Source organism: Pseudomonas sp. MDT1-16 (assembly GCF_054898115.1).
Genome location: NZ_CM142717.1, coordinates 5115882 through 5134965 on the forward strand (window position 1 = coordinate 5115882; position 19084 = coordinate 5134965).

19 protein-coding genes are annotated in these 19084 nt (G+C 59.0%); 14 read left to right on the forward strand and 5 right to left on the reverse strand.

The window, feature by feature from the left end; all coding sequences use genetic code 11:
• Positions 1-22 precede the first annotated feature (22 nt).
• Positions 23-1222 carry a succinyldiaminopimelate transaminase gene (dapC, locus tag ACYZT3_RS23575; RefSeq protein WP_462030874.1) on the forward strand — a complete coding sequence of 400 codons (1200 nt, stop codon included), beginning with the start codon at positions 23-25 and terminating at the stop codon, positions 1220-1222.
• 28 nt (positions 1223-1250) lie between these two features.
• On the opposite strand, the gene ACYZT3_RS23580 is transcribed toward dapC, so the two are convergent.
• Genes ACYZT3_RS23580 through ACYZT3_RS23590 form a run of 3 tightly spaced genes read right to left on the reverse strand, consistent with a single transcriptional unit; the run spans position 1251 to position 3162 of the window.
• Positions 1251-1412 carry a hypothetical protein gene (locus ACYZT3_RS23580; RefSeq protein ID WP_282376977.1) on the reverse strand — a complete coding sequence of 54 codons (162 nt, stop codon included), beginning with the start codon at positions 1410-1412 and terminating at the stop codon, positions 1251-1253.
• A gap of 41 nt (positions 1413-1453) precedes the next feature.
• The gene (locus ACYZT3_RS23585) at positions 1454-2662 is read right to left on the reverse strand and encodes an MFS transporter (RefSeq protein ID WP_282376978.1); all 1209 of its coding nucleotides are present in this window, start codon (positions 2660-2662) and stop codon (positions 1454-1456) included.
• Positions 2659-3162: a hypothetical protein gene (locus ACYZT3_RS23590; protein ID WP_282376979.1), complete on the reverse strand. Its 504-nt coding sequence runs from the start codon at positions 3160-3162 to the stop codon at positions 2659-2661. Before ACYZT3_RS23590 ends, ACYZT3_RS23585 begins: the two co-directional genes overlap by 4 nt.
• A 155-nt stretch (positions 3163-3317) precedes the next feature.
• Here ACYZT3_RS23590 and ACYZT3_RS23595 point away from each other — a divergent pair, with 155 nt between their 5' ends.
• The 5 genes from ACYZT3_RS23595 to ACYZT3_RS23615 all read left to right on the forward strand — a co-directional run bounded on the left by ACYZT3_RS23595 (position 3318) and on the right by ACYZT3_RS23615 (position 7507).
• Complete coding sequence (locus ACYZT3_RS23595) at positions 3318-4361, forward strand: LysR family transcriptional regulator (RefSeq protein ID WP_282376980.1); 1044 nt, start codon at positions 3318-3320, stop codon at positions 4359-4361.
• 29 nt (positions 4362-4390) lie between these two features.
• On the forward strand, positions 4391-4753 hold the full coding sequence (locus tag ACYZT3_RS23600) for an ArsC family reductase (RefSeq protein ID WP_214380952.1): 363 nt from the start codon (positions 4391-4393) through the stop codon (positions 4751-4753).
• 33 nt (positions 4754-4786) lie between these two features.
• Positions 4787-5821 carry a 2,3,4,5-tetrahydropyridine-2,6-dicarboxylate N-succinyltransferase gene (gene dapD / locus ACYZT3_RS23605; RefSeq protein WP_282376981.1) on the forward strand — a complete coding sequence of 345 codons (1035 nt, stop codon included), beginning with the start codon at positions 4787-4789 and terminating at the stop codon, positions 5819-5821.
• A gap of 76 nt (positions 5822-5897) precedes the next feature.
• Positions 5898-7103, forward strand: a complete 1206-nt coding sequence (locus ACYZT3_RS23610) for an aminotransferase class V-fold PLP-dependent enzyme (protein WP_282376982.1) — start codon at positions 5898-5900, stop codon at positions 7101-7103.
• Positions 7100-7507, forward strand: a complete 408-nt coding sequence (locus ACYZT3_RS23615) for a SufE family protein (RefSeq protein ID WP_282376983.1) — start codon at positions 7100-7102, stop codon at positions 7505-7507. Before ACYZT3_RS23610 ends, ACYZT3_RS23615 begins: the two co-directional genes overlap by 4 nt.
• 114 nt (positions 7508-7621) lie before the next feature.
• Here the strand turns inward: ACYZT3_RS23615 and tcdA are convergent, their stop codons facing one another.
• A complete protein-coding gene (gene tcdA / locus ACYZT3_RS23620; RefSeq protein ID WP_449644908.1) occupies positions 7622-8431 on the reverse strand; it encodes a tRNA cyclic N6-threonylcarbamoyladenosine(37) synthase TcdA in 810 nt (269 codons plus the stop codon).
• A 228-nt stretch (positions 8432-8659) separates the two neighbouring features.
• On the opposite strand from tcdA, the gene ACYZT3_RS23625 reads away from it, so the two are divergent.
• From ACYZT3_RS23625 to ACYZT3_RS23640, 4 genes are all read left to right on the forward strand, one after another.
• Complete coding sequence (locus tag ACYZT3_RS23625) at positions 8660-11251, forward strand: glycosyltransferase (RefSeq protein ID WP_282376985.1); 2592 nt, start codon at positions 8660-8662, stop codon at positions 11249-11251.
• Between the two features lie 195 nt (positions 11252-11446).
• Entirely contained in the window at positions 11447-12598 is a 1152-nt protein-coding gene (gene dapE, locus ACYZT3_RS23630) for a succinyl-diaminopimelate desuccinylase (protein WP_282376986.1), read from the forward strand.
• Positions 12598-13407, forward strand: a complete 810-nt coding sequence (locus ACYZT3_RS23635) for a putative RNA methyltransferase (protein ID WP_282376987.1) — start codon at positions 12598-12600, stop codon at positions 13405-13407. Before dapE ends, ACYZT3_RS23635 begins: the two co-directional genes overlap by 1 nt.
• A 75-nt stretch (positions 13408-13482) precedes the next feature.
• Positions 13483-13860: a hypothetical protein gene (locus ACYZT3_RS23640; RefSeq protein ID WP_282376988.1), complete on the forward strand. Its 378-nt coding sequence runs from the start codon at positions 13483-13485 to the stop codon at positions 13858-13860.
• A 98-nt stretch (positions 13861-13958) separates the two neighbouring features.
• On the opposite strand, the gene ACYZT3_RS23645 is transcribed toward ACYZT3_RS23640, so the two are convergent.
• Positions 13959-14168, reverse strand: a complete 210-nt coding sequence (locus ACYZT3_RS23645; RefSeq protein WP_010462862.1) for a cold-shock protein — start codon at positions 14166-14168, stop codon at positions 13959-13961.
• A 432-nt stretch (positions 14169-14600) separates the two neighbouring features.
• Here ACYZT3_RS23645 and plsB point away from each other — a divergent pair, with 432 nt between their 5' ends.
• The 4 genes from plsB (at position 14601) to ACYZT3_RS23665 (ending at position 18843) form a co-directional block, all read left to right on the forward strand.
• Complete coding sequence (gene plsB, locus ACYZT3_RS23650) at positions 14601-17093, forward strand: glycerol-3-phosphate 1-O-acyltransferase PlsB (RefSeq protein WP_462030875.1); 2493 nt, start codon at positions 14601-14603, stop codon at positions 17091-17093.
• A gap of 169 nt (positions 17094-17262) precedes the next feature.
• On the forward strand, positions 17263-17625 hold the full coding sequence (locus ACYZT3_RS23655) for a YbaY family lipoprotein (protein ID WP_461965802.1): 363 nt from the start codon (positions 17263-17265) through the stop codon (positions 17623-17625).
• Positions 17626-17727: 102 nt separating this feature from the next.
• Complete coding sequence (locus ACYZT3_RS23660) at positions 17728-18126, forward strand: YbaY family lipoprotein (protein ID WP_462030876.1); 399 nt, start codon at positions 17728-17730, stop codon at positions 18124-18126.
• 27 nt (positions 18127-18153) lie between these two features.
• Positions 18154-18843 carry a DUF4197 domain-containing protein gene (locus ACYZT3_RS23665; RefSeq protein WP_282376993.1) on the forward strand — a complete coding sequence of 230 codons (690 nt, stop codon included), beginning with the start codon at positions 18154-18156 and terminating at the stop codon, positions 18841-18843.
• The last annotated feature ends 241 nt before the right edge of the window (positions 18844-19084 follow it).

Below are 19084 nucleotides of genomic sequence, written 5' to 3' on the forward strand. Positions count from 1 at the left end.
CTTTGAACGAGACCCCGTACCGATGAACAACGCTCTGACCCAATTGCAGCCCTACCCGTTCGAGAAACTTCGCGCCCTGCTCGGCAGCGTCACGCCAAACCCGGACAAACGCGCCATCGCACTGTCCATCGGCGAGCCGAAACACCGTTCGCCAAGCTTTGTCGCCGAAGCCCTGGCCAGCAATCTGGATCAGATGGCCGTGTACCCGACCACCCTCGGCATCCCGGCCCTGCGTGAAGCCATCGCTGCATGGTGCGAACGTCGTTTCAGCGTTCCGAAGGGCTGGCTCGACCCGGCGCGTCATGTGCTGCCGGTCAACGGCACCCGTGAAGCGCTGTTCGCCTTTACCCAGACCGTGGTCAACCGTGGCGACGACGCCCTGGTGGTCAGCCCGAACCCGTTCTATCAGATCTACGAAGGCGCGGCATTCCTTGCCGGGGCCAAGCCGCATTACCTGCCGTGCCTGGATGAAAACGGCTTCAACCCGGATTTCGATGCGGTTTCGCCAGACATCTGGAAACGCTGCCAGATCCTGTTCCTGTGCTCGCCGGGCAATCCGACCGGCGCCTTGATCCCGGTTGAAACCCTGAAAAAGCTGATCGCCCTGGCCGACGAATACGACTTCGTGATCGCCGCCGACGAGTGCTACAGCGAACTGTACTTCGACGAACAAACCCCGCCGGCCGGCTTGCTCAGCGCTTGCGTGGAACTGGGCCGCAAAGACTTCAAGCGTTGCGTGGTGTTCCACAGCCTGTCCAAGCGCTCCAACCTGCCGGGCCTGCGCTCAGGCTTCGTGGCCGGTGATGCGGACATTCTCAAAGGCTTCCTGCTGTATCGCACTTATCACGGCTGCGCGATGCCGGTTCAGACTCAACTGGCCAGCATTGCTGCGTGGAATGACGAAGTGCACGTGCGCGCCAACCGTGCGTTGTATCGCGAGAAATACGATGCGGTGCTGGAAATCCTCAGCCCGGTGATGGATGTGCAGCGCCCTGACGGTGGTTTCTACTTATGGCCGAGCATTGGCGGTGATGATGAAGCGTTTTGCCGCGACCTGTTTGTCGAAGAGCATGTGACGGTGGTGCCAGGATCTTATTTGTCCCGTGACGTCGACGGTGCCAACCCGGGTGCCGGTCGAGTACGCATGGCGCTGGTTGCGCCGCTGGCCGAATGTGTTGAAGCCGCAGAGCGAATTCGCGCATTCATACAGCGCCGCAATTAACGCGGACCTGTAGATACTCTGTTCACGGTCAAGCATTCGCGAGATGTTTTTCGCTCAAAAGCTTGGCCGTATTAAATTCTTCTCCAGAGCGCATGAATAGCCGCTTCGCCGGTTTGCGCCAGGCGTCACGCACTTCATTGCGACGCTTGTCGTCCGGGCTTTTCTCATGACCACGCAGCATCAACGGCAAGGCACAAGGCCCGAACCCGCGGCATTAAGATGAATCATCAATCAACCTCTGCGCCGCGAACCCATAAAGTAGAAAATACTCGCCAACACAATGCAAAAAGACAAAACATAGAACATTACCTGAGGTGCATATAACGATAGCGCGACACCACACAATATGGGTCCGAGCGCAGCTCCAAGATTGGACAAGTTCTGCGCCCCGTAATAAACGCCTCGCATGTCCTCCGGTGCAATGAAATCAATAAATAGGTATTCCGCTGGAATAATGATGATTTCGCCCACGGTAAAAACAATCATGGCTACTATCCAGACGGCCTGCATCTGTGCATAGCAAAAGCCCATGAGTCCAACCACAAAGAACAACATCCCCAACATCAACATGCGGAACAGGTTGTTCTGGTTAATCCGAGAGCCGATCAGGTATTGAAGACTGATGACCACACAGGCGTTGGTGGTCACCAGGTAGTTGATAATGCGATAGGTGTTTTCCGGGTCACTCGTCACGATCAGGTATTGCGACAGATAGGCAGTGAACTGCCCGAACACGATTGCACTGAGAATTCCCCCAATCGTAAAGCAGACCAACCGGTAGTTACTCAACAAATGGACCAGCACACTGGCAAAACCGTTACCCGAACTCTCAACGCCCACAGGGCGGGGGATCCGCCCACCCAACACCCCATACAGCACTACAAAAGCAACCCCGATCAAGGCCGCCGCCGCAAAGGGCAGACCGGGGCTGATTTTCGCGAGCAGCATGCCGAGAAAAGGGCCGATGGCGTAACCGACGTTGGTCAGCGTGTACTTGATAGAGAACACGCCTCCCCTCTTGTCCGGCGCCACCAAGAAACCTATTCCAGATTTCACTGCGATATCGATCACCGCATAGGACAGGTTCACCACCACGATAGCAATGATGAACGGCACCAGGCTGGTTACCTGAAAGGCCAACGCGAAGGCCAGTGCGAACACCGTGGCTGCGCCGAGCATGATCCGATAATTGGAGAACCTGTCCACCAGGAAGCCGCCATATACCCCAAGAATCGAACTGACGATTAGCGACCCGCCAACCGCGAGACCAATATCCGCTACTCCCAGACCGAAGGCCTGGGAGAAGTACACGACCAGATAGGGCAAAGCCAGTGCCCGTGCAATGGTCAAGATAAAGGTCGCCAACAGAAGCAGAATCACAGGTCTCTCATAGACCTTGGCCCCGCCTTGAATCGCCAGCCCCCCCGAGACATCTTTCATTCCAGCATTTCCTTGTAGACGTATGGCTCGTGCTCACGCAGCAACTGAATACTGGTCTGAATGGCTAAACGGTCGTTATTCAGAATGAAAACGTGGCCGGGGCAGTTTTCCAGAGAGATAGTTTTCTTGAGGATCCCTTCATCCTGGATTTTTATACTGTGCACGCCGGGGATCGCCTTCCAGGGCGTAATGTCCGGCGTACGCTTGATCGGCCCAGCTTGACGAGCGATCAGGAACACACAACTGGATTGAAAGTAGAGTGTGTTTCTTGGCCGCTGCCGGTATTCGAGAAACACTTGCGGGTTAATCAGCGAGTCAATCCAAAGACTCAGCTGGTTATGCCCAAGAGCTTCGCTGACATAGTGCAGACCGTCGACACTCACAGTGTTGACGCAGTATTCGATGTCCACATCCTTAGACTTGCTAAGCAACAACTCGGATTTGAAATCTGAATCGTCCAGGTATTGCCTCGTGCATCTCGAACTTAACGTCGTCAGCATCCTTGCCTCATCGTTCATTAGGTCATTTATATGGAGTTTGCTAATGGCGTATCGCTGACTGATGCTCGAGTACCAAGCTTACTGTGGAATGGCGTTCTGATTTATGATGATTTTTACCAGATTGGTGGAACTGAATTCATGAATACAGGATGTCTATGTTTTCCTCCGAACGCTTGAAAGGTATCGATGTGTTTGTCTGCGTCGCGGAATCCGGCAGCTTCAAGGCCGCCGCCGAGAAAATGAATTTGACGGGCTCTGCAATCAGTAAAAGCATTGCTCGGCTGGAGAGCAGGCTGGGGACTCGGCTGTTCCATCGCACGACGCGACGCTTGTCGCTGACCGATGCAGGGACTGCCTTCTATCGCACCTGCACCAGTGTGCTTGCAGACCTCGAAGAGGCCGAGCTTTCGCTACAGGCCGAAAATACCGAGCCGTGTGGCAGGATTCGAATTGACCTTCCAGGTGCTTTCGGTCGTGCGCAAGTGCTTCCAATCATCCTGCGGTTTGTTCAGGATCATCCGTTGCTGGTACCGCACATTTCCTTCTCGGACGGTTTGATCGACCCGTTCCAGCAAGGTGTGGACGTTGTGGTACGCATTGGTGGTTCGGATGTCTGGCCCGATACAGTGGAGCATCGTTACTTGGCCAGTGAGTGGCATACCTTCTGTGCATCGCCCGCGTATTTGGCCAAGCATGGCATCCCCCTCACTGATGGTGATCTGGAGCATCACCAGTGCATCGCGTATGGCTGGGTGGACGGAAACGTGACCCCATGGAACTTCGCAGGAGACCACCGCGGCGCAACGAAACGCAGGCAGGTACCCGCTCAGTTCGTGGTGGGCAATGGAGAGGGTTTGCTGATGGCGGTAACGGCGGGCAGCGGTATCGCGCAGTTGCCGTCGTGGTTGATTAAGCAACAACTGGAAGAGGGGACATTGGTGGAAGTGCTTCCCCATCTAGCAACCGAAGGAATGGCGATCAATCTGGCCTGGATGAAAAGTCGTCAAGCACTTCCCAAGGTCAGTGCTTTGCTAGAGGTGCTTACTGCCAGCTTGACGCCGACGGGAGGAATATCGGGTAGTCCTGGGCTGACCGTTACACCAATGTCGCAGGCAACAGCTGATCGCCATGACCCACAGACAAACCCGACCACGGCCGACGCGAAACCGTCCGGTCATGGCATAATCCGTCACCTTTAATTTCCAGCACCTGCAAAGGGGGCAATTCCTTGACCGTTTCAAGCAAAACGTTGCACCTTTTCGGCATCAAAGCCTGCGACACCATGAAAAAGGCGCGCACCTGGCTCGATGAACACGCTGTCAGGTATGACTTTCATGATTACAAAACGGTCGGAATCGACCGTGAACACCTGACCCAATGGTGCGACGAGCACGGCTGGCAAGTGGTGTTGAACCGTGCAGGCACGACCTTTCGCAAGCTCGACGACGAACGCAAAGCCGATCTCGACCAGCCGAAAGCCATCGAGCTGATGCTCGCGCAACCCTCGATGATCAAACGCCCGGTGCTTGATCTCGGTGACCGAACCCTGATTGGCTTCAAGCCAGATATCTACGCGGCAGCGCTCAAGTAAGGCAGCCCGTTCCATTTTGTTAGAGGTATCAACATGTCCACTACTCTGTTCAGCCTGGCCTTTGGTGTCGGCACTCAAAACCGTCAAGGCGCATGGCTGGAAGTGTTTTACGCGCAGCCACTGCTCAACCCGTCGGCCGAACTGGTCGCAGCTATCGCACCTGTTCTGGGCTACACCGAAGGCAATCAGGCCATCGCGTTCAGCACCGCTCAAGCTTCGCAACTGGCCGACGCCCTGAAAAGCGTCGACGCTGCCCAGGCTGCCTTGCTGACTCGTCTGGCCGAGAGCCACAAGCCGCTGGTCGCGACCCTTCTGGCCGAAGACGCTCAGTTGACCTCCACCCCAGAGGCTTACCTGAAGCTGCACCTGTTGTCCCATCGCCTGGTCAAGCCGCATGGCCTGAACCTGGCCGGCGTGTTCCCTCTGCTGCCGAACGTGGCGTGGACCAGCCAGGGCGCGATCGACCTGGCCGAACTGGCGGAGCATCAACTCGAAGCTCGTCTGCGCGGCGAGTTGCTGGAAGTGTTCTCGGTGGACAAGTTCCCGAAAATGACCGACTACGTGGTACCGGCTGGCGTGCGTATTGCTGATGCGGCGCGTATCCGTCTGGGCGCTTACGTGGGCGAAGGCACCACCGTCATGCACGAAGGTTTCGTCAACTTCAACGCCGGCACCGAAGGCCCTGGCATGATCGAAGGTCGTGTGTCGGCGGGCGTGTTCGTCGGCAAGGGTTCGGACCTGGGCGGCGGTTGCTCGACCATGGGCACCCTGTCGGGTGGCGGCAACATCGTGATCAAGGTCGGCGAAGGCTGCCTGATCGGCGCCAACGCCGGTATCGGCATCCCGTTGGGCGACCGCAACACTGTTGAGTCGGGCCTGTACGTGACGGCCGGCACCAAGGTTGCGCTGCTGGACGAGCACAACAAACTGGTCAAAGTCGTTAAGGCCCGTGAACTGGCCGGTCAACCTGACCTGCTGTTCCGCCGCAATTCGGAGACCGGTGCTGTGGAGTGCAAAACCCACAAATCGGCCATCGAACTGAACGAAGCGCTGCACGCTCACAACTAAGCAGCGACTCGATGTTAGTCGAGCGGCCGGGCGCGTATCATCAGCGCCCGGCCTGCTCAAACGAGTCTTGACCACCATGCTTGTGCCCTCCCCCTGGCGCGCCGATTTTCCGGCCATCGCCGCATTGCAACGGCAAGACCAGACGTATCTGGACAACGCCGCCACCACGCAAAAACCTCAAGCCCTGCTGGATGCCCTGGCGCATTACTACGCCAACGGCGCGGCCAACGTGCATCGGGCGCAACATTTGCCCGGCGCCCACGCCACCCAGGCGTTCGAGGCCAGCCGCAGCAAAGTCGCCCATTGGCTCAATGCCGGCGATTGCGGGCAGATCATCTTTACCCATGGCACAACGTCTGCGCTGAACCTCCTGGCTTATGGCCTGGAGCATCTTTTCAATCCGGGCGATGAAATTGTCATCAGCGCCCTGGAGCATCACGCCAATCTGTTGCCGTGGCAGCAGCTTGCCCTCCGTTGCGAGCTGAAACTGGTGATCCTGCCGCTGGATGCCGACGGTTTGATCGACCTTGATGCCGCCGCGCAGTTGATTGGTCCGCAAACTCGTTTGCTGGCGGTCAGTCAGCTGTCCAACGTCCTCGGTGCCTGGCAGCCATTGCCCGCGCTGTTGGCGATGGCCCAGGCGCACAACGCGCTGACCGTGGTCGATGGCGCTCAAGGCGTGGTCCATGGTCGGCATGACGTGCAGGCGCTGGGTTGCGATTTTTATGTGTTTTCCAGCCACAAGCTCTATGGCCCCGATGGCCTGGGCGTACTGTTCGGGCGCAATGAAGCGCTTAAGCAACTGCGTCATTGGCAATTCGGCGGTGAAATGGTGCTGGACGCGGATTACCACAGCGCTCGCTTTCGCCCAGCGCCACTGGGGTTCGAGGCGGGAACGCCGCCGATCGCCAGTGTGATCGGTCTGGGCGCGACCCTGGATTATCTGGCAGGGCTCAATCAGGACGCCGTGACTGCCCATGAAGCAGCGCTGCATGACTATTTGCTCAAAGGCCTTGAAGCGCGCAACGGCATTCGCTTGCTGGGCAAGCCGCAGCTGGCGCTGGCCAGTTTCGTCGTCGAGGGTGTGCATAACTCTGATTTGGCGCACCTGCTAACGGAACAGGGGATCGCGGTGCGCGCCGGTCATCATTGCGCCATGCCGTTGCTCAAGCGTTTTGAGCTGGCCGGGGCGATTCGGGTGTCGTTGGCGCTGTACAACGACTCCGAAGACCTGGAGCGATTCTTTGAAGCGCTGGATCAGGCGTTGGAGCTGCTGCGATGAGCTTGCCCGCCGATGCCGCTACGGCACTGGAAACCTTTCAAAATGCCGCTGGCTGGGAACAGCGGGCGCGTCTGCTGATGCAATGGGGCGATCGCCTGCCGGTGTTGAGCGATGTGGATAAGGTCGACGCCAACCGTGTACATGGCTGTGAAAGCCAAGTGTGGCTGGTGGGCGAGTTGCAGGATGGCCACTGGCTGTTTGCCGCGAGCAGTGATGCGCGGTTGATTCGCGGGTTGGTGGCGTTGTTGCTGGCGCGGGTTAACGGGTTGTCGGCTGTCGAGTTGCAGCAGGTGGATTTGCCGGAGTGGTTTAATCAGCTGGGCTTGTCGCGGCAGCTGTCGCCGTCGCGCAGTAACGGCCTGAATGCCGTATTACAGCGAATGCGTGAACTCGCCGCCGACTGATCGTTCCCACGCTCTGCGTGGGAATGCCTCCACGGACGCTCCGCGTTCGGCTTTTGAAGGGACGCGGAGCGTCCCGGGCTGCATTCCCACGCGGAGCGTGGGAACGATCACGGCTCAGACAGGTTTGACCCTATCAGCTGGCCGCCGCACGCCGGCCACTATCTTATCCACAGCCTTGGTCGCCGCGACCATGCCAAATGTCGCCGTCACCATCATCACCGCACCAAACCCTCCAGCACAGTCAAGCTTCACACCGTCACCGACAAAACTCTTCTGCAAACAAATGCTGCCATCCGGTTTCGGGTAGCGCAGTTGTTCAGTGGAAAACACGCATGGCACGCTGTAATGACGGGTCACGGTACGGGAGAAGTTGTAGTCGCGGCGCAATGTGGAGCGCACTTTCGAGGCCAATGGATCATTGAATGTCCGATTCAAGTCGCAGACCTGAATCAGTGTCGGATCAATCTGCCCGCCTGCACCGCCGGTGGTGATGATCTGGATCTTGCGGCGCTTGCACCAGGCGATCAGTGCAGCCTTGGCATTCACACTGTCGATGCAGTCGATCACGCAGTCGATGTTCGGCGTGATGTACTCGGCCATGGTCTCGCGGGTCACGAAATCCGCCACGGCGTGCACCGTGCAGTCCGGGTTGATCCCGCGCAGACGCTCGGCCATCACGTCGACCTTGGGTTTGCCGACGGTGCTGTCCAGCGCGTGCAACTGACGGTTGGCGTTGCTGACGCAGACGTCATCCAGGTCGAACAGCGAAATCTCGCCCACGCCACAACGGGCGACAGCTTCCGCCGCCCAGGAACCGACGCCACCGACGCCGACGATCGCCACGTGGGCCGCGCGCAGGCGCTCCAGGCCGTCGATGCCATACAAACGGGCGATACCTGCAAACCGCGGATCTTCTGTACTCATGACCATTACCCCAAAAACCGGCGCGCATTATAGGGCTACAGTGCGAGAACTTTTAACCTTCCAGCGACAAGTGTAAGAACTTATGTGAAACCAGAGTGCCCAATGTCGGGCGTTTCCCTGTTCGCTGTACGGTCAGAGAACCTCCAGTGTAGGATGCGCGCGCCTGCCCCCTGGCAGCCAGCCGCCAACCGTTCCTTCGTTCCACAGCCTTTGGAACCCGAAAAAGCTATGTCATCGCGTAAATTTGGACTCAACCTGGTCGTGGTGCTCGCCATCGCTGCTTTGTTTACCGGCTTCTGGGCATTGATTAACCGCCCGGTCACCGCCCCCAACTGGCCTGAACAGATCTCTGGCTTTTCGTACTCGCCGTTCCAGCAAGGCCAGTACCCACAAAAAGAACAGTATCCGACCGACGATGAAATGCGTCGCGATCTGGAGATCATGAGCAAGCTGACGGACAACATCCGTACTTACTCGGTCGACGGCACGCTGGGCGATATTCCCAAGCTCGCCGAAGAGTTCGGTGTGCGCGTGACGCTGGGTATCTGGATCAGCCCGGATCTTGCGCGCAACGAGCGTGAAATTCTGCGCGCCATCGACCTGGCTAATACCTCCCGCAGCGTGGTTCGCGTGGTGGTGGGCAACGAGGCGATCTTCCGTAAGGAAATTACCGCCGCGGAGCTCAGCATTATTCTGGATCGCGTCCGCGCGGCAGTGAAAGTGCCGGTGACCACGTCCGAGCAATGGCACGTCTGGGAAGAAAACCCGAGCCTGGCCAAGCACGTCGACCTGATCGCTGCCCACGTCCTACCGTACTGGGAACATGTTCCGATGGAGCAATCCGGGCAGTTCGTACTCGACCGTGCCCGCGACCTGAAAAAGATGTTCCCGAAAAAACCGCTGCTGCTGTCGGAAGTCGGCTGGCCAAGCAACGGTCGCATGCGCGGCGGTGCCGATGCGTCGCCGGCAGACCAGGCGATTTACCTGCGCACACTGGTCAACAAGCTCAACCGCCAGGGTTTCAACTACTTCGTGATCGAAGCGTTTGACCAACCCTGGAAAGCCAGCGACGAAGGCTCGGTAGGCGCCTATTGGGGCGTGTTCAACGCCGCTCGTCAGCAGAAATTCAACTTCGAAGGCCCGGTCGTCGCCATACCGCAATGGCGCGTGCTCGCTGTCGGTTCGGTGGTGTTGGCCCTGCTCTCCCTGACCTTGCTGATGATCGACGGTTCGGCCCTGCGTCAACGCGGCCGCACCTTCCTGACCTTCATCGCGTTCCTTTGCGGTTCGGTGCTGGTGTGGATCGGTTACGACTACAGCCTGCAATACAGCACCTGGTTCAGCCTGACGGTGGGCTTCCTCCTTGCCCTCGGCGCGCTCGGGGTGTTTATCGTGCTGCTGACCGAGGCCCACGAACTGGCCGAAGCAGTCTGGACCCACAAACGCCGGCGCGAATTCCTGCCGGTGGTGGGTGATTCGGACTACCGACCAAAAGTCTCGATTCACGTCCCTTGCTACAACGAGCCGCCAGAGATGGTCAAACAGACCCTCAATGCGCTGGCCAACCTCGATTATCCGGACTTTGAAGTCTTGATCATCGACAACAACACCAAGGACCCGGCGGTCTGGGAACCGGTGCAGGCCTACTGCGAAACCCTCGGCCCGCGCTTCAAGTTCTTCCACGTTGCGCCGTTGGCTGGTTTCAAGGGCGGCGCGCTGAATTACCTGATTCCGCACACCGCCAAGGATGCCGAAGTGATTGCGGTCATCGACTCGGACTACTGCGTCGACCCGAACTGGCTCAAGCACATGGTGCCGCACTTCGCCGATCCGAAAATCGCCGTGGTGCAGTCGCCACAGGATTACCGCGACCAGAACGAAAGCACCTTCAAGAAGCTCTGCTACGCGGAATACAAAGGTTTCTTCCACATCGGCATGGTCACCCGTAACGACCGTGACGCGATCATCCAGCACGGCACCATGACCATGACCCGGCGTTCGGTGCTCGAGGAGCTCGGCTGGGCTGACTGGTGCATCTGTGAAGATGCCGAGTTGGGTCTGCGCGTGTTCGAAAAAGGTCTGTCGGCGGCGTATTACCACACCAGCTACGGCAAAGGCCTGATGCCCGATACCTTTATCGACTTCAAGAAACAGCGCTTCCGCTGGGCCTATGGCGCGATTCAGATCATCAAGCGTCACACCACCAGCCTGTTGCGCGGCAAGGGTACCGAGCTGACCCGTGGCCAGCGTTACCACTTCCTCGCGGGCTGGTTGCCGTGGGTGGCGGACGGCATGAACATCTTCTTCACCGTGGGCGCCTTGTTGTGGTCGGCGGCGATGATCATCGTGCCGCAGCGGGTCGATCCGCCGTTGTTGATTTTCGCGATCCCGCCGCTGGCGCTGTTCGTGTTCAAGGTTGGCAAGATCATCTTCCTCTACCGCCGTGCGGTGGGGGTCAACCTCAAGGATGCATTCTGCGCGGCTTTGGCCGGGTTGGCGTTGTCGCACACCATCGCCAAAGCGGTGTTGTACGGCTTCTTCACCAGCAGCATTCCGTTTTTCCGTACACCGAAGAACGCCGATAATCACGGCTTCTGGGTGGCGATTTCGGAGGCTCGCGAAGAAGTGTTCATCATGCTGCTGTTGTGGGGCGCGGCGCTGGGGATATACCTGGTGAACGGCATGCCGAGCAACGACATGCGTTTCTGGGTGACCATGTTGCTGGTGCAGTCGCTGCCATACCTGGCGGCGCTGATCATGGCGTTCTTGTCCTCTCTGCCAAAACCGGCAGCCGAGGTCGAGACTCTACCAGCGGTCTAAATCGTGACAGATGCACTAAACGGCGGCCAATGGCCGCCGTTTTGCTTTAAGATAACCGCCATTTTGCGCGCCCAGCCCAATCCCTGTAGGAGCGAGGCTTGCCCGCGAATGAAGCGACTCGGTGTAACAGATACACCGCATTATCGTTCTTCGCGGGCAAGCCTCGCTCCTACACAAGATCTTTCGGAGTTCCCCATGACGGCCCACGCCGACCTTTCGCCGACCCTTCAACTCGCCATCGACCTGATCCGCCGTCCGTCCGTGACGCCGGTCGACGCCGATTGCCAGAAGCAGATGATGCAGCGCCTGGGCGATGCCGGTTTTGCGCTTGAGCCCATGCGTATCGAAGATGTGGATAACTTTTGGGCGATCCACGGCAAACACGACGGTCCGGTGCTGTGCTTTGCCGGCCACACCGACGTAGTGCCGACCGGCCCGGTGACCGCCTGGCAGATCGACCCGTTCAACGCGGTGATCGACGAACACGGCATGCTCTGCGGCCGTGGTGCGGCGGACATGAAAGGGAGCCTCGCGTCCATGACCGTGGCGGCCGAGCGTTTCGTCACCGACTACCCGGATCACAAGGGTAAGGTGGCATTCCTGATCACCAGCGACGAAGAAGGTCCGGCGCACCACGGCACCAAGGCTGTGGTTGAACGCCTTGCCGCTCGTAAGGAGCGTCTGGACTGGTGCATTGTTGGCGAACCGTCGAGCACCACGTTGGTGGGTGATGTGGTGAAGAACGGCCGTCGCGGCTCCCTCGGCGCCAAGCTGACCGTGCGCGGGGTGCAGGGCCACGTGGCGTATCCGCACCTGGCGAAGAACCCCATCCACCTCGTCGCCCCGGCGCTGGCCGAACTGGCCGCCGAGCATTGGGACCACGGCAACGACTTCTTCCCGCCGACCAGCTTCCAGATTTCCAACGTGAACTCCGGCACTGGCGCGACCAACGTGATCCCGGGTGATTTGGTGGCGGTGTTCAACTTCCGCTTCTCCACTGAATCCACCGTCGAAGGCCTGCAAAAGCGCGTTGCCGACATCCTCGACAAACATGGCCTGGACTGGCACATCGACTGGGCGCTGTCCGGTCTGCCGTTCCTGACCGAGCCGGGCGCATTGCTCGATGCCGTTGCGTCGAGCATCAAGGACATCACCGGCCGCGAAACCCGCGCATCCACCAGTGGTGGCACCTCCGACGGGCGCTTCATCGCGACCATGGGCACTCAGGTGGTTGAACTGGGCCCGGTCAACGCGACGATCCACCAGGTCAACGAGCGTGTGCTGGCTGCCGACCTCGATGTGCTGACCGAAATCTACTACCAGACCCTGATCAAGTTGCTCGCCTGATGCTCGCCTGCCCAATCTGCAGCGAACCGCTGAACGCGGTGGACAACGGCGTGGCCTGCCCCGCCGGGCATCGTTTCGACCGCGCTCGTCAGGGTTACCTGAACCTGTTGCCGGTGCAGCACAAAAACAGCCGCGACCCTGGGGATAACCTGGCGATGGTCGAAGCCCGGCGAGATTTTTTGAACGCCGGTCATTACGCACCGGTGGCCAAGCGTCTGGCCGAACTGGCTGCGCAATACGCACCCCAGCGCTGGCTGGACATCGGTTGTGGCGAGGGTTACTACACCGCGCAAATCGCCGAGGCCGTGCCGAACGCCGACGGTTACGCGCTGGATATTTCCCGGGAAGCCGTCAAACGCGCCTGCAAACGCAACCCGCAGCTGACCTGGTTGATCGCCAGCATGGCGCGGGTGCCGTTGGCCTCGGGCAGCTGCCAGTTTCTCGCCAGCGTCTTCAGCCCACTGGACTGGGAGGAAGCCAAACGTCTGCTCAGCCCCGGCGGCGGTCTGATGAAAGTCGGGCCGACCAGCGGCCATCTGATGGAATTGCGCGAGCGGCTGTACGACGAAGTGCGTGAGTACACCGACGACAAGCACCTGGCTCTGGTGCCGGAAGGCATGACGCTGCAACACAGTGAAACCCTGGAGTTCAAGCTGACGCTGGAAAAGGGTCAGGATCGCGCCAACCTGCTGGCCATGACGCCTCACGGCTGGCGCGCCAGTGCTGAACGCCGGACGGCGGTGATCGAACAGGCCGAGCCGTTCGAAGTCACCGTATCGATGCGCTACGATTATTTCGTACTTCAATAATTTTTGGTCTTGAGCAACGGCTCAAGGCCGGCTAAATCCGCGAATGGATTTTTCAGACCCGCAGTGAGGACATCCATGCGCCAACCCGATATCGAGATTTACCTGAAAGACGCCGACGTCGACTACAAGGCCATCGCGGCGTGGCTCGGCGCTGCTTTGGGCCCCTGCACCGACTGGGTCCAGAAAGGCCAGACCTACAAGTGCAAGGCCGGCAACGTGCCCGTGACCTGGCTACCGAAAGCCGTGGGCAAATGGAACAGCCTGTACCTGGAAAGCGACCAGACCCCGTGGGAAGACGACATCGCCTGCGCCCGCGCTGCGTTTGCCGCGCTGAACGTCGAAGTGCGCTGTGCACCGGGTAGCTGGGTCGAGGAAGAAGGTGAGGAATCGGCCGATCGCTGGATGCGCATCAGCGCGGATGGTGAAGAAGAAATCACCTGGAAAACTGCCTGACACTGATCGTTCCCACGCTCTGCGTGGGAATGCAGCCCGGGACGCTCCGCGTCCCAGAAGCGGACGCAGAGCGTCCACGCGGAGCGTGGGAACGATCTCTAGAGGCCTACAACATCCTCAGCCTGCAAGCCCTTCTCGCCGGTCACCACGGCATATTCAACCTGCTGACCTTCAGCCAACGAGCGGTGACCTTCGCCGCGGATCGCGCGGTAGTGCACGAACACGTCCACCCCGTCTTCGCGCTGAATGAAGCCATAACCCTTGGCGTCGTTGAACCACTTCACGTTGCCGGTTTCGCGCGTAGCCATGTATCAGTCCCTCTTCTTTTTATTTTGAACGGCCGAGTATATGACAGCCGTCGAAACTCTCAACTCAAGTTTACTTAACCGCTTTTTTGCCGATTTTCGACGAATACGGCACACTAGGGGGCTTTCTCAATTAGTTTCCGCGCCGTGCCGGGCCTGCTGTTGTGCAGGGCAAGGCGCGAGAAACGTGGTTTGGTCATTCCAAATAAGTTTCGAGCAACACAGCCCTGCACAACAGCAGGCCCGGCCCTTCGGGTTGTGCCTTAAGGCGGGCCAGGCTGCGTTGCAGGCCTTGGAAAGGGAACAACCATTCCCAGCGGCCCGCGCCTTGCCTGGCCCGCTTTAAGGCGACAACGCGGCGTGGAAACTAATTGAGAAAGCCCCCTACGCCCGCCCAAGCAAACGCTCGGTTTTATTCACTCACGCAGAAGCCGTATGACCCGTTCCCCGCTCCGCCGTCTTGTGTTTGGCACTCTGCGCCGACTGTTGTATCTCTGGGTACGCTCGGAGACGATCAATCAGTCTTCGTTCACCCTCAACCTCGACCGCAGTCGTCCGGTGTTCTACGTCCTGCAAAACCCTTCGCTGACCGACCTTGCCGTGGTCGATACCGAGTGCAGCAAGGCCGGCCTGCCGCGCTCGGTGTTGCCGGTATCGGTAGGTACGTTGGTGGAACCCGCCGCGTTCTTTTACCTGACGCCGGAGCCCGACTGGCTCGGCCGCCAGGACAAACGTGGCGCGCCGCCGACCCTGACTCGCCTGGTCAGTGCCCTGAGCCAGAACGCCGCTGAAGATGCGCAGATCATTCCGGTCAGCGTGTTCTGGGGTCAGTCGCCGGACAGCGAATCGAGCCCGTGGAAACTGCTCTTCGCCGACAGCTGGGCGGTCACCGGGCGTCTGCGCCGGTTGCTGAGCATCATTGTGCTGGGGCGCAAGACCCGGGTGCAGTTCTCCGCGCCGATTCACCTGCGTGAGCTGATCGACCACAACAAAGGCCACGAGCGCACCGTGCGCATGGCCCAGCGAATTCTGCGGGTGCATTTCCGTAATCTGAAAGCCGCCGTGATCGGCCCGGACATTTCCCACCGTCGCAACCTGGTCAAGGGCCTGCTCAACCAGCCTCTGGTCAAGCAAGCGATCCTCGACGAAGCCGAGCGCGAGAACATCTCCGCGGAGAAAGCCAAGGCCCAGGCCCTGCGCTACGGCAACGAGATCGCCTCTGACTACACCTACACCGCGATCCGCTTCCTCGAAGTGGTGCTGAGCTGGTTCTGGAACAAGATCTACGACGGGATCAAGGTCAACCACATCGAAGGCGTGCAGAAGGTCGCTCAGGGGCACGAAGTGATCTACGTGCCGTGCCATCGCAGCCACATTGACTACCTGCTGCTGTCCTACTTGCTGTTCCGCAACGGTCTGACCCCACCGCACATTGCCGCCGGGATCAACCTCAACATGCCGGTGATCGGCAGCTTGCTGCGGCGCGGCGGTGCGTTCTTCATGCGCCGCACCTTCAAGGGCAACCCGCTCTACACCTCGGTGTTCAACGAATACCTGCACACCCTGTTCACCAAAGGCTTCCCGGTGGAGTACTTCGTCGAGGGTGGCCGTTCGCGCACCGGGCGCATGCTGCAACCGAAAACCGGGATGCTCGCAATCACCCTGCGCAGCTTCTTGCGTTCGTCGCGGATGCCGATCGTCTTCATCCCGGTCTACATCGGCTACGAGCGCGTGCTGGAAGGCCGGACCTACCTCGGTGAACTGCGTGGCGCGAGCAAGAAGAAAGAATCGATCTTCGACATTTTCAAAGTCATCGGTGCCCTCAAGCAGCGCTTCGGCCAAGTGGCGGTGAACTTCGGCGAGCCGATCAAACTGGCAGAATTCCTCGACAGCGAACAGCCGGACTGGCGTAAACAGGAACTCGGCCCGCAGTTCAAACCGGCCTGGCTCAACGAAACCACCCACCGCCTCGGCGAGAAAGTCGCGCAGCATTTGAACGAAGCGGCGGCGATCAACCCGGTCAATCTGGTGGCGCTGGCGTTGCTGTCCACCAGCCGCCTGGCCCTGGATGATCGCGCCATGGCGCGGGTACTTGATCTATATTTGGCGCTGTTGCGCAAAGTCCCGTATTCGCCGCACACCACGTTGCCGGAAGGCGATGGCCGGGCGCTGATCGAGCACGTGAAGGACATGGATTTGTTGTCCGAGCAGAGCGATGCACTGGGCAAGATTCTGTATCTGGACGAGCAGAACGCCGTCCTGATGACCTACTACCGCAACAATGTGCTGCACATCTTCGCCCTGCCCGCGCTGCTGGCCAGTTTCTTCCAGAGCGCCTCGCGCATGAGCCGCGAACAGATCCTGCGCTACACCCGCGCGCTGTACCCGTACCTGCAATCGGAGCTGTTCATTCGCTGGTCGCTGGACGAGCTGGATGCGGTGATCGATCAATGGCTCGAAGCGTTCGTCGATCAAGGTCTGCTGCGTTTTGAGAATGACGTCTACCTGCGTCCGGCGCCGAGTTCGCGGCATTTCGTGCTGCTGACGCTGCTGTCGAAAAGCATCGCCCAGACCCTGCAACGCTTCTACATGACGGTCTCGCTGCTGCTCAACAGCGGCCAGAACAGCATCAGCGCCGAAGAACTGGAAGACTTGTGCACCGTCATGGCCCAGCGCCTGTCGATCCTCCATGGCCTGAACGCCCCGGAGTTCTTCGACAAGAGCCTGTTCCGCCACTTCATTCAGACAATGCTCGACCTCGACGTGCTCAAGCGCGATGAGGCCGGCAAGCTGAGTTATCACGAACTGCTGGGAGAACTGGCGGAAGGTGCGGCCAAACGGGTGTTGCCGGCGGAGATTCGCTTGTCGATTCGTCAGGTTGCGCTGCATCGCAGTGAAGATGCGGCGGAGCTGGTAAAGCCTCTCTGATCCATCGAGGGAACTACGCGGCACCATTGTTCAGAAGCAAGGATGCTTCTGATCTATCCCGCTATAAATTCGCCCCCAAGCGCAGGAATACTCCTACACACGGTTCGGTGCCCCCGGCGATATGCTGACGGCTCGTCATTTCCGACGATTAATTTGATAAGGAGATCAAATGAGCAACGAACATGTAATGAGCATCAGCGGTACCGTGCACTATCTGATAAAGATTCTGCTGTCGCCGAACTCGACACTTCACGTCAGCCTGCAAGATGTCACTCCGGCTGCGCCTGTCAAAGAACTTGCCCAGCAAGTTATCCCTCATGCAGAAACCGCAGGCCTGGACTTTAATCTGACTTACGCGGCCGCTGATGTGCTGCCCGGCCACAGCTATGGAATCACCGCACGCATCGAAACCAACGGCGAGGTGATCTTTGCAACAACCAAACCTCACCGAGTGGAGTTGGGTGTCAACCATCTGCGCCCTGAGGACGTCGTGGTCCGCAACGTCCGTAAAAATCCGGACAACAACGCCTAAGCCCAACTGCCCGACATCACATGGGGCGAAATCACCTTGAAAATCCGTTAAATTGTCGTTGGCGCTGTTTTTCTCCGGGCGCCAAGGACAGGGATTTAACTCATGAAAAAACTCTCGCTACTGGGGCTTACTGCATTGCTCGGAGCCTGCCACACCCTACAACCGGCCGCTAAAACCAGCCTTGATGGCGAAGTATTTTACCTCCAACGCATTGCCCTCCCGCCAAGCGCCACCTTGAGCGTCAGCTTGCAGGACGTGTCTCTTGCCGATGCACCCGCCGTGATCCTCGACGAACAGAAAGGCCCGGTCAAAGGCCAGGTGCCGCTGCCGTTTCATCTGAGTTACGATCCGGTGCAGGTCAAGCCGGGTCATCGCTATTCAGTCAGCGCACGCATCGAAGTCGACGGAAAACTGATGTTCATCACCACCGAACATCACGCCGTACAGCTTGATGGCAGCGACCCGCAGCCACTGAAAATCCGCGTCGACGCCGTCCGCTAATCCTCTTTTCTGAACAAGGAAGCAGCCATGCTCCGCCCTACCCTTCGCTTCGCCAGCCTGTGCGCAGGCTTGATGATCTCCGCGAGTGCCCTAGCGCTGTCGCTCAACGACCTGTCGCAACAAGACGCCACCGGCGGCCTCAAGGATGCCCTGACCCAAGGCGCGCAACTGGCCGTGAAACAACTCGGCACGCCGGGCGGCTTCAGTAACAACCCGGACGTGAAGATCGAATTGCCGGGCAAGCTCGGCAAGGTCGCCAGCAAGATGAAGGCCTTCGGCATGGGCGCTCAGGTCGACCAGCTGGAAACCAGCATGAACAAAGCGGCTGAAACCGCCGTGACCCAGGCCCAGCCGATCCTGGTGGAGGCGGTGAAGAAAATGAGCGTGGAGGATGCCAAGGGCATTCTCAGCGGCGGTAAGGACTCCGCCACTCAATACCTGAGCAAAACCAGCCGCGAACAGATCCGCGTGAAATTCCTGCCAATCGTCAAGCAAGCCACCGATCAGGTGGGCCTGGCCAAACAGTACAACTCGTTCGCAGGGCAAGCCGCAACGCTGGGTGTGTTGGACGCGAAGAACGCCAACATCGAAAGCTACGTGACCGAGCAGGCGTTGAACGGTTTGTTCGAGATGATTGGTAAACAAGAAGAAACCATCCGCCAGAATCCTGCGGCGGCAGCGACCAGTCTGGCGAAGAAGGTGTTTGGTACGTTGTAATTATTGAGTGACTAAAACTCACAAAAAGCCCGCTGACCTTTATAGGTTCAGCGGGCTTTTTCGTTTGTGATATTGCTGCGGATCGAGGTGTTCCAGGACGCGATATACCAACAACGCTAACAACGAAATCATCTGTTGAATCGTCCCAAACCACTCAACAGGCCGAGCGTTAGCTCGCCTGCAGCTCTTGACCTTGACCCTCCCGCCCCTTCGGGAGGCTGAGTGGAGGTGTTCATCTGGG

Coding starts and splice junctions, on each gene's coding strand:
- dapD (WP_282376981.1), top strand. CDS start 4,787: ATGTCCACTACTCTGTTCAGCCTGGCCTTTGGTGTCGGCACTCAAAAC.
- ACYZT3_RS23660 (WP_462030876.1), top strand. CDS start 17,728: ATGAAAAAACTCTCGCTACTGGGGCTTACTGCATTGCTCGGAGCCTGC.
- ACYZT3_RS23635 (WP_282376987.1), top strand. CDS start 12,598: ATGCTCGCCTGCCCAATCTGCAGCGAACCGCTGAACGCGGTGGACAAC.
- tcdA (WP_449644908.1), bottom strand. CDS start 8,431: ATGAGTACAGAAGATCCGCGGTTTGCAGGTATCGCCCGTTTGTATGGC.
- ACYZT3_RS23590 (WP_282376979.1), bottom strand. CDS start 3,162: ATGCTGACGACGTTAAGTTCGAGATGCACGAGGCAATACCTGGACGAT.
- ACYZT3_RS23625 (WP_282376985.1), top strand. CDS start 8,660: ATGTCATCGCGTAAATTTGGACTCAACCTGGTCGTGGTGCTCGCCATC.
- ACYZT3_RS23585 (WP_282376978.1), bottom strand. CDS start 2,662: ATGAAAGATGTCTCGGGGGGGCTGGCGATTCAAGGCGGGGCCAAGGTC.
- plsB (WP_462030875.1), top strand. CDS start 14,601: ATGACCCGTTCCCCGCTCCGCCGTCTTGTGTTTGGCACTCTGCGCCGA.
- ACYZT3_RS23595 (WP_282376980.1), top strand. CDS start 3,318: ATGTTTTCCTCCGAACGCTTGAAAGGTATCGATGTGTTTGTCTGCGTC.
- ACYZT3_RS23610 (WP_282376982.1), top strand. CDS start 5,898: ATGCTTGTGCCCTCCCCCTGGCGCGCCGATTTTCCGGCCATCGCCGCA.
- ACYZT3_RS23645 (WP_010462862.1), bottom strand. CDS start 14,168: ATGGCTACGCGCGAAACCGGCAACGTGAAGTGGTTCAACGACGCCAAG.
- dapE (WP_282376986.1), top strand. CDS start 11,447: ATGACGGCCCACGCCGACCTTTCGCCGACCCTTCAACTCGCCATCGAC.
- dapC (WP_462030874.1), top strand. CDS start 23: ATGAACAACGCTCTGACCCAATTGCAGCCCTACCCGTTCGAGAAACTT.
- ACYZT3_RS23665 (WP_282376993.1), top strand. CDS start 18,154: ATGCTCCGCCCTACCCTTCGCTTCGCCAGCCTGTGCGCAGGCTTGATG.
- ACYZT3_RS23655 (WP_461965802.1), top strand. CDS start 17,263: ATGAGCAACGAACATGTAATGAGCATCAGCGGTACCGTGCACTATCTG.
- ACYZT3_RS23615 (WP_282376983.1), top strand. CDS start 7,100: ATGAGCTTGCCCGCCGATGCCGCTACGGCACTGGAAACCTTTCAAAAT.
- ACYZT3_RS23640 (WP_282376988.1), top strand. CDS start 13,483: ATGCGCCAACCCGATATCGAGATTTACCTGAAAGACGCCGACGTCGAC.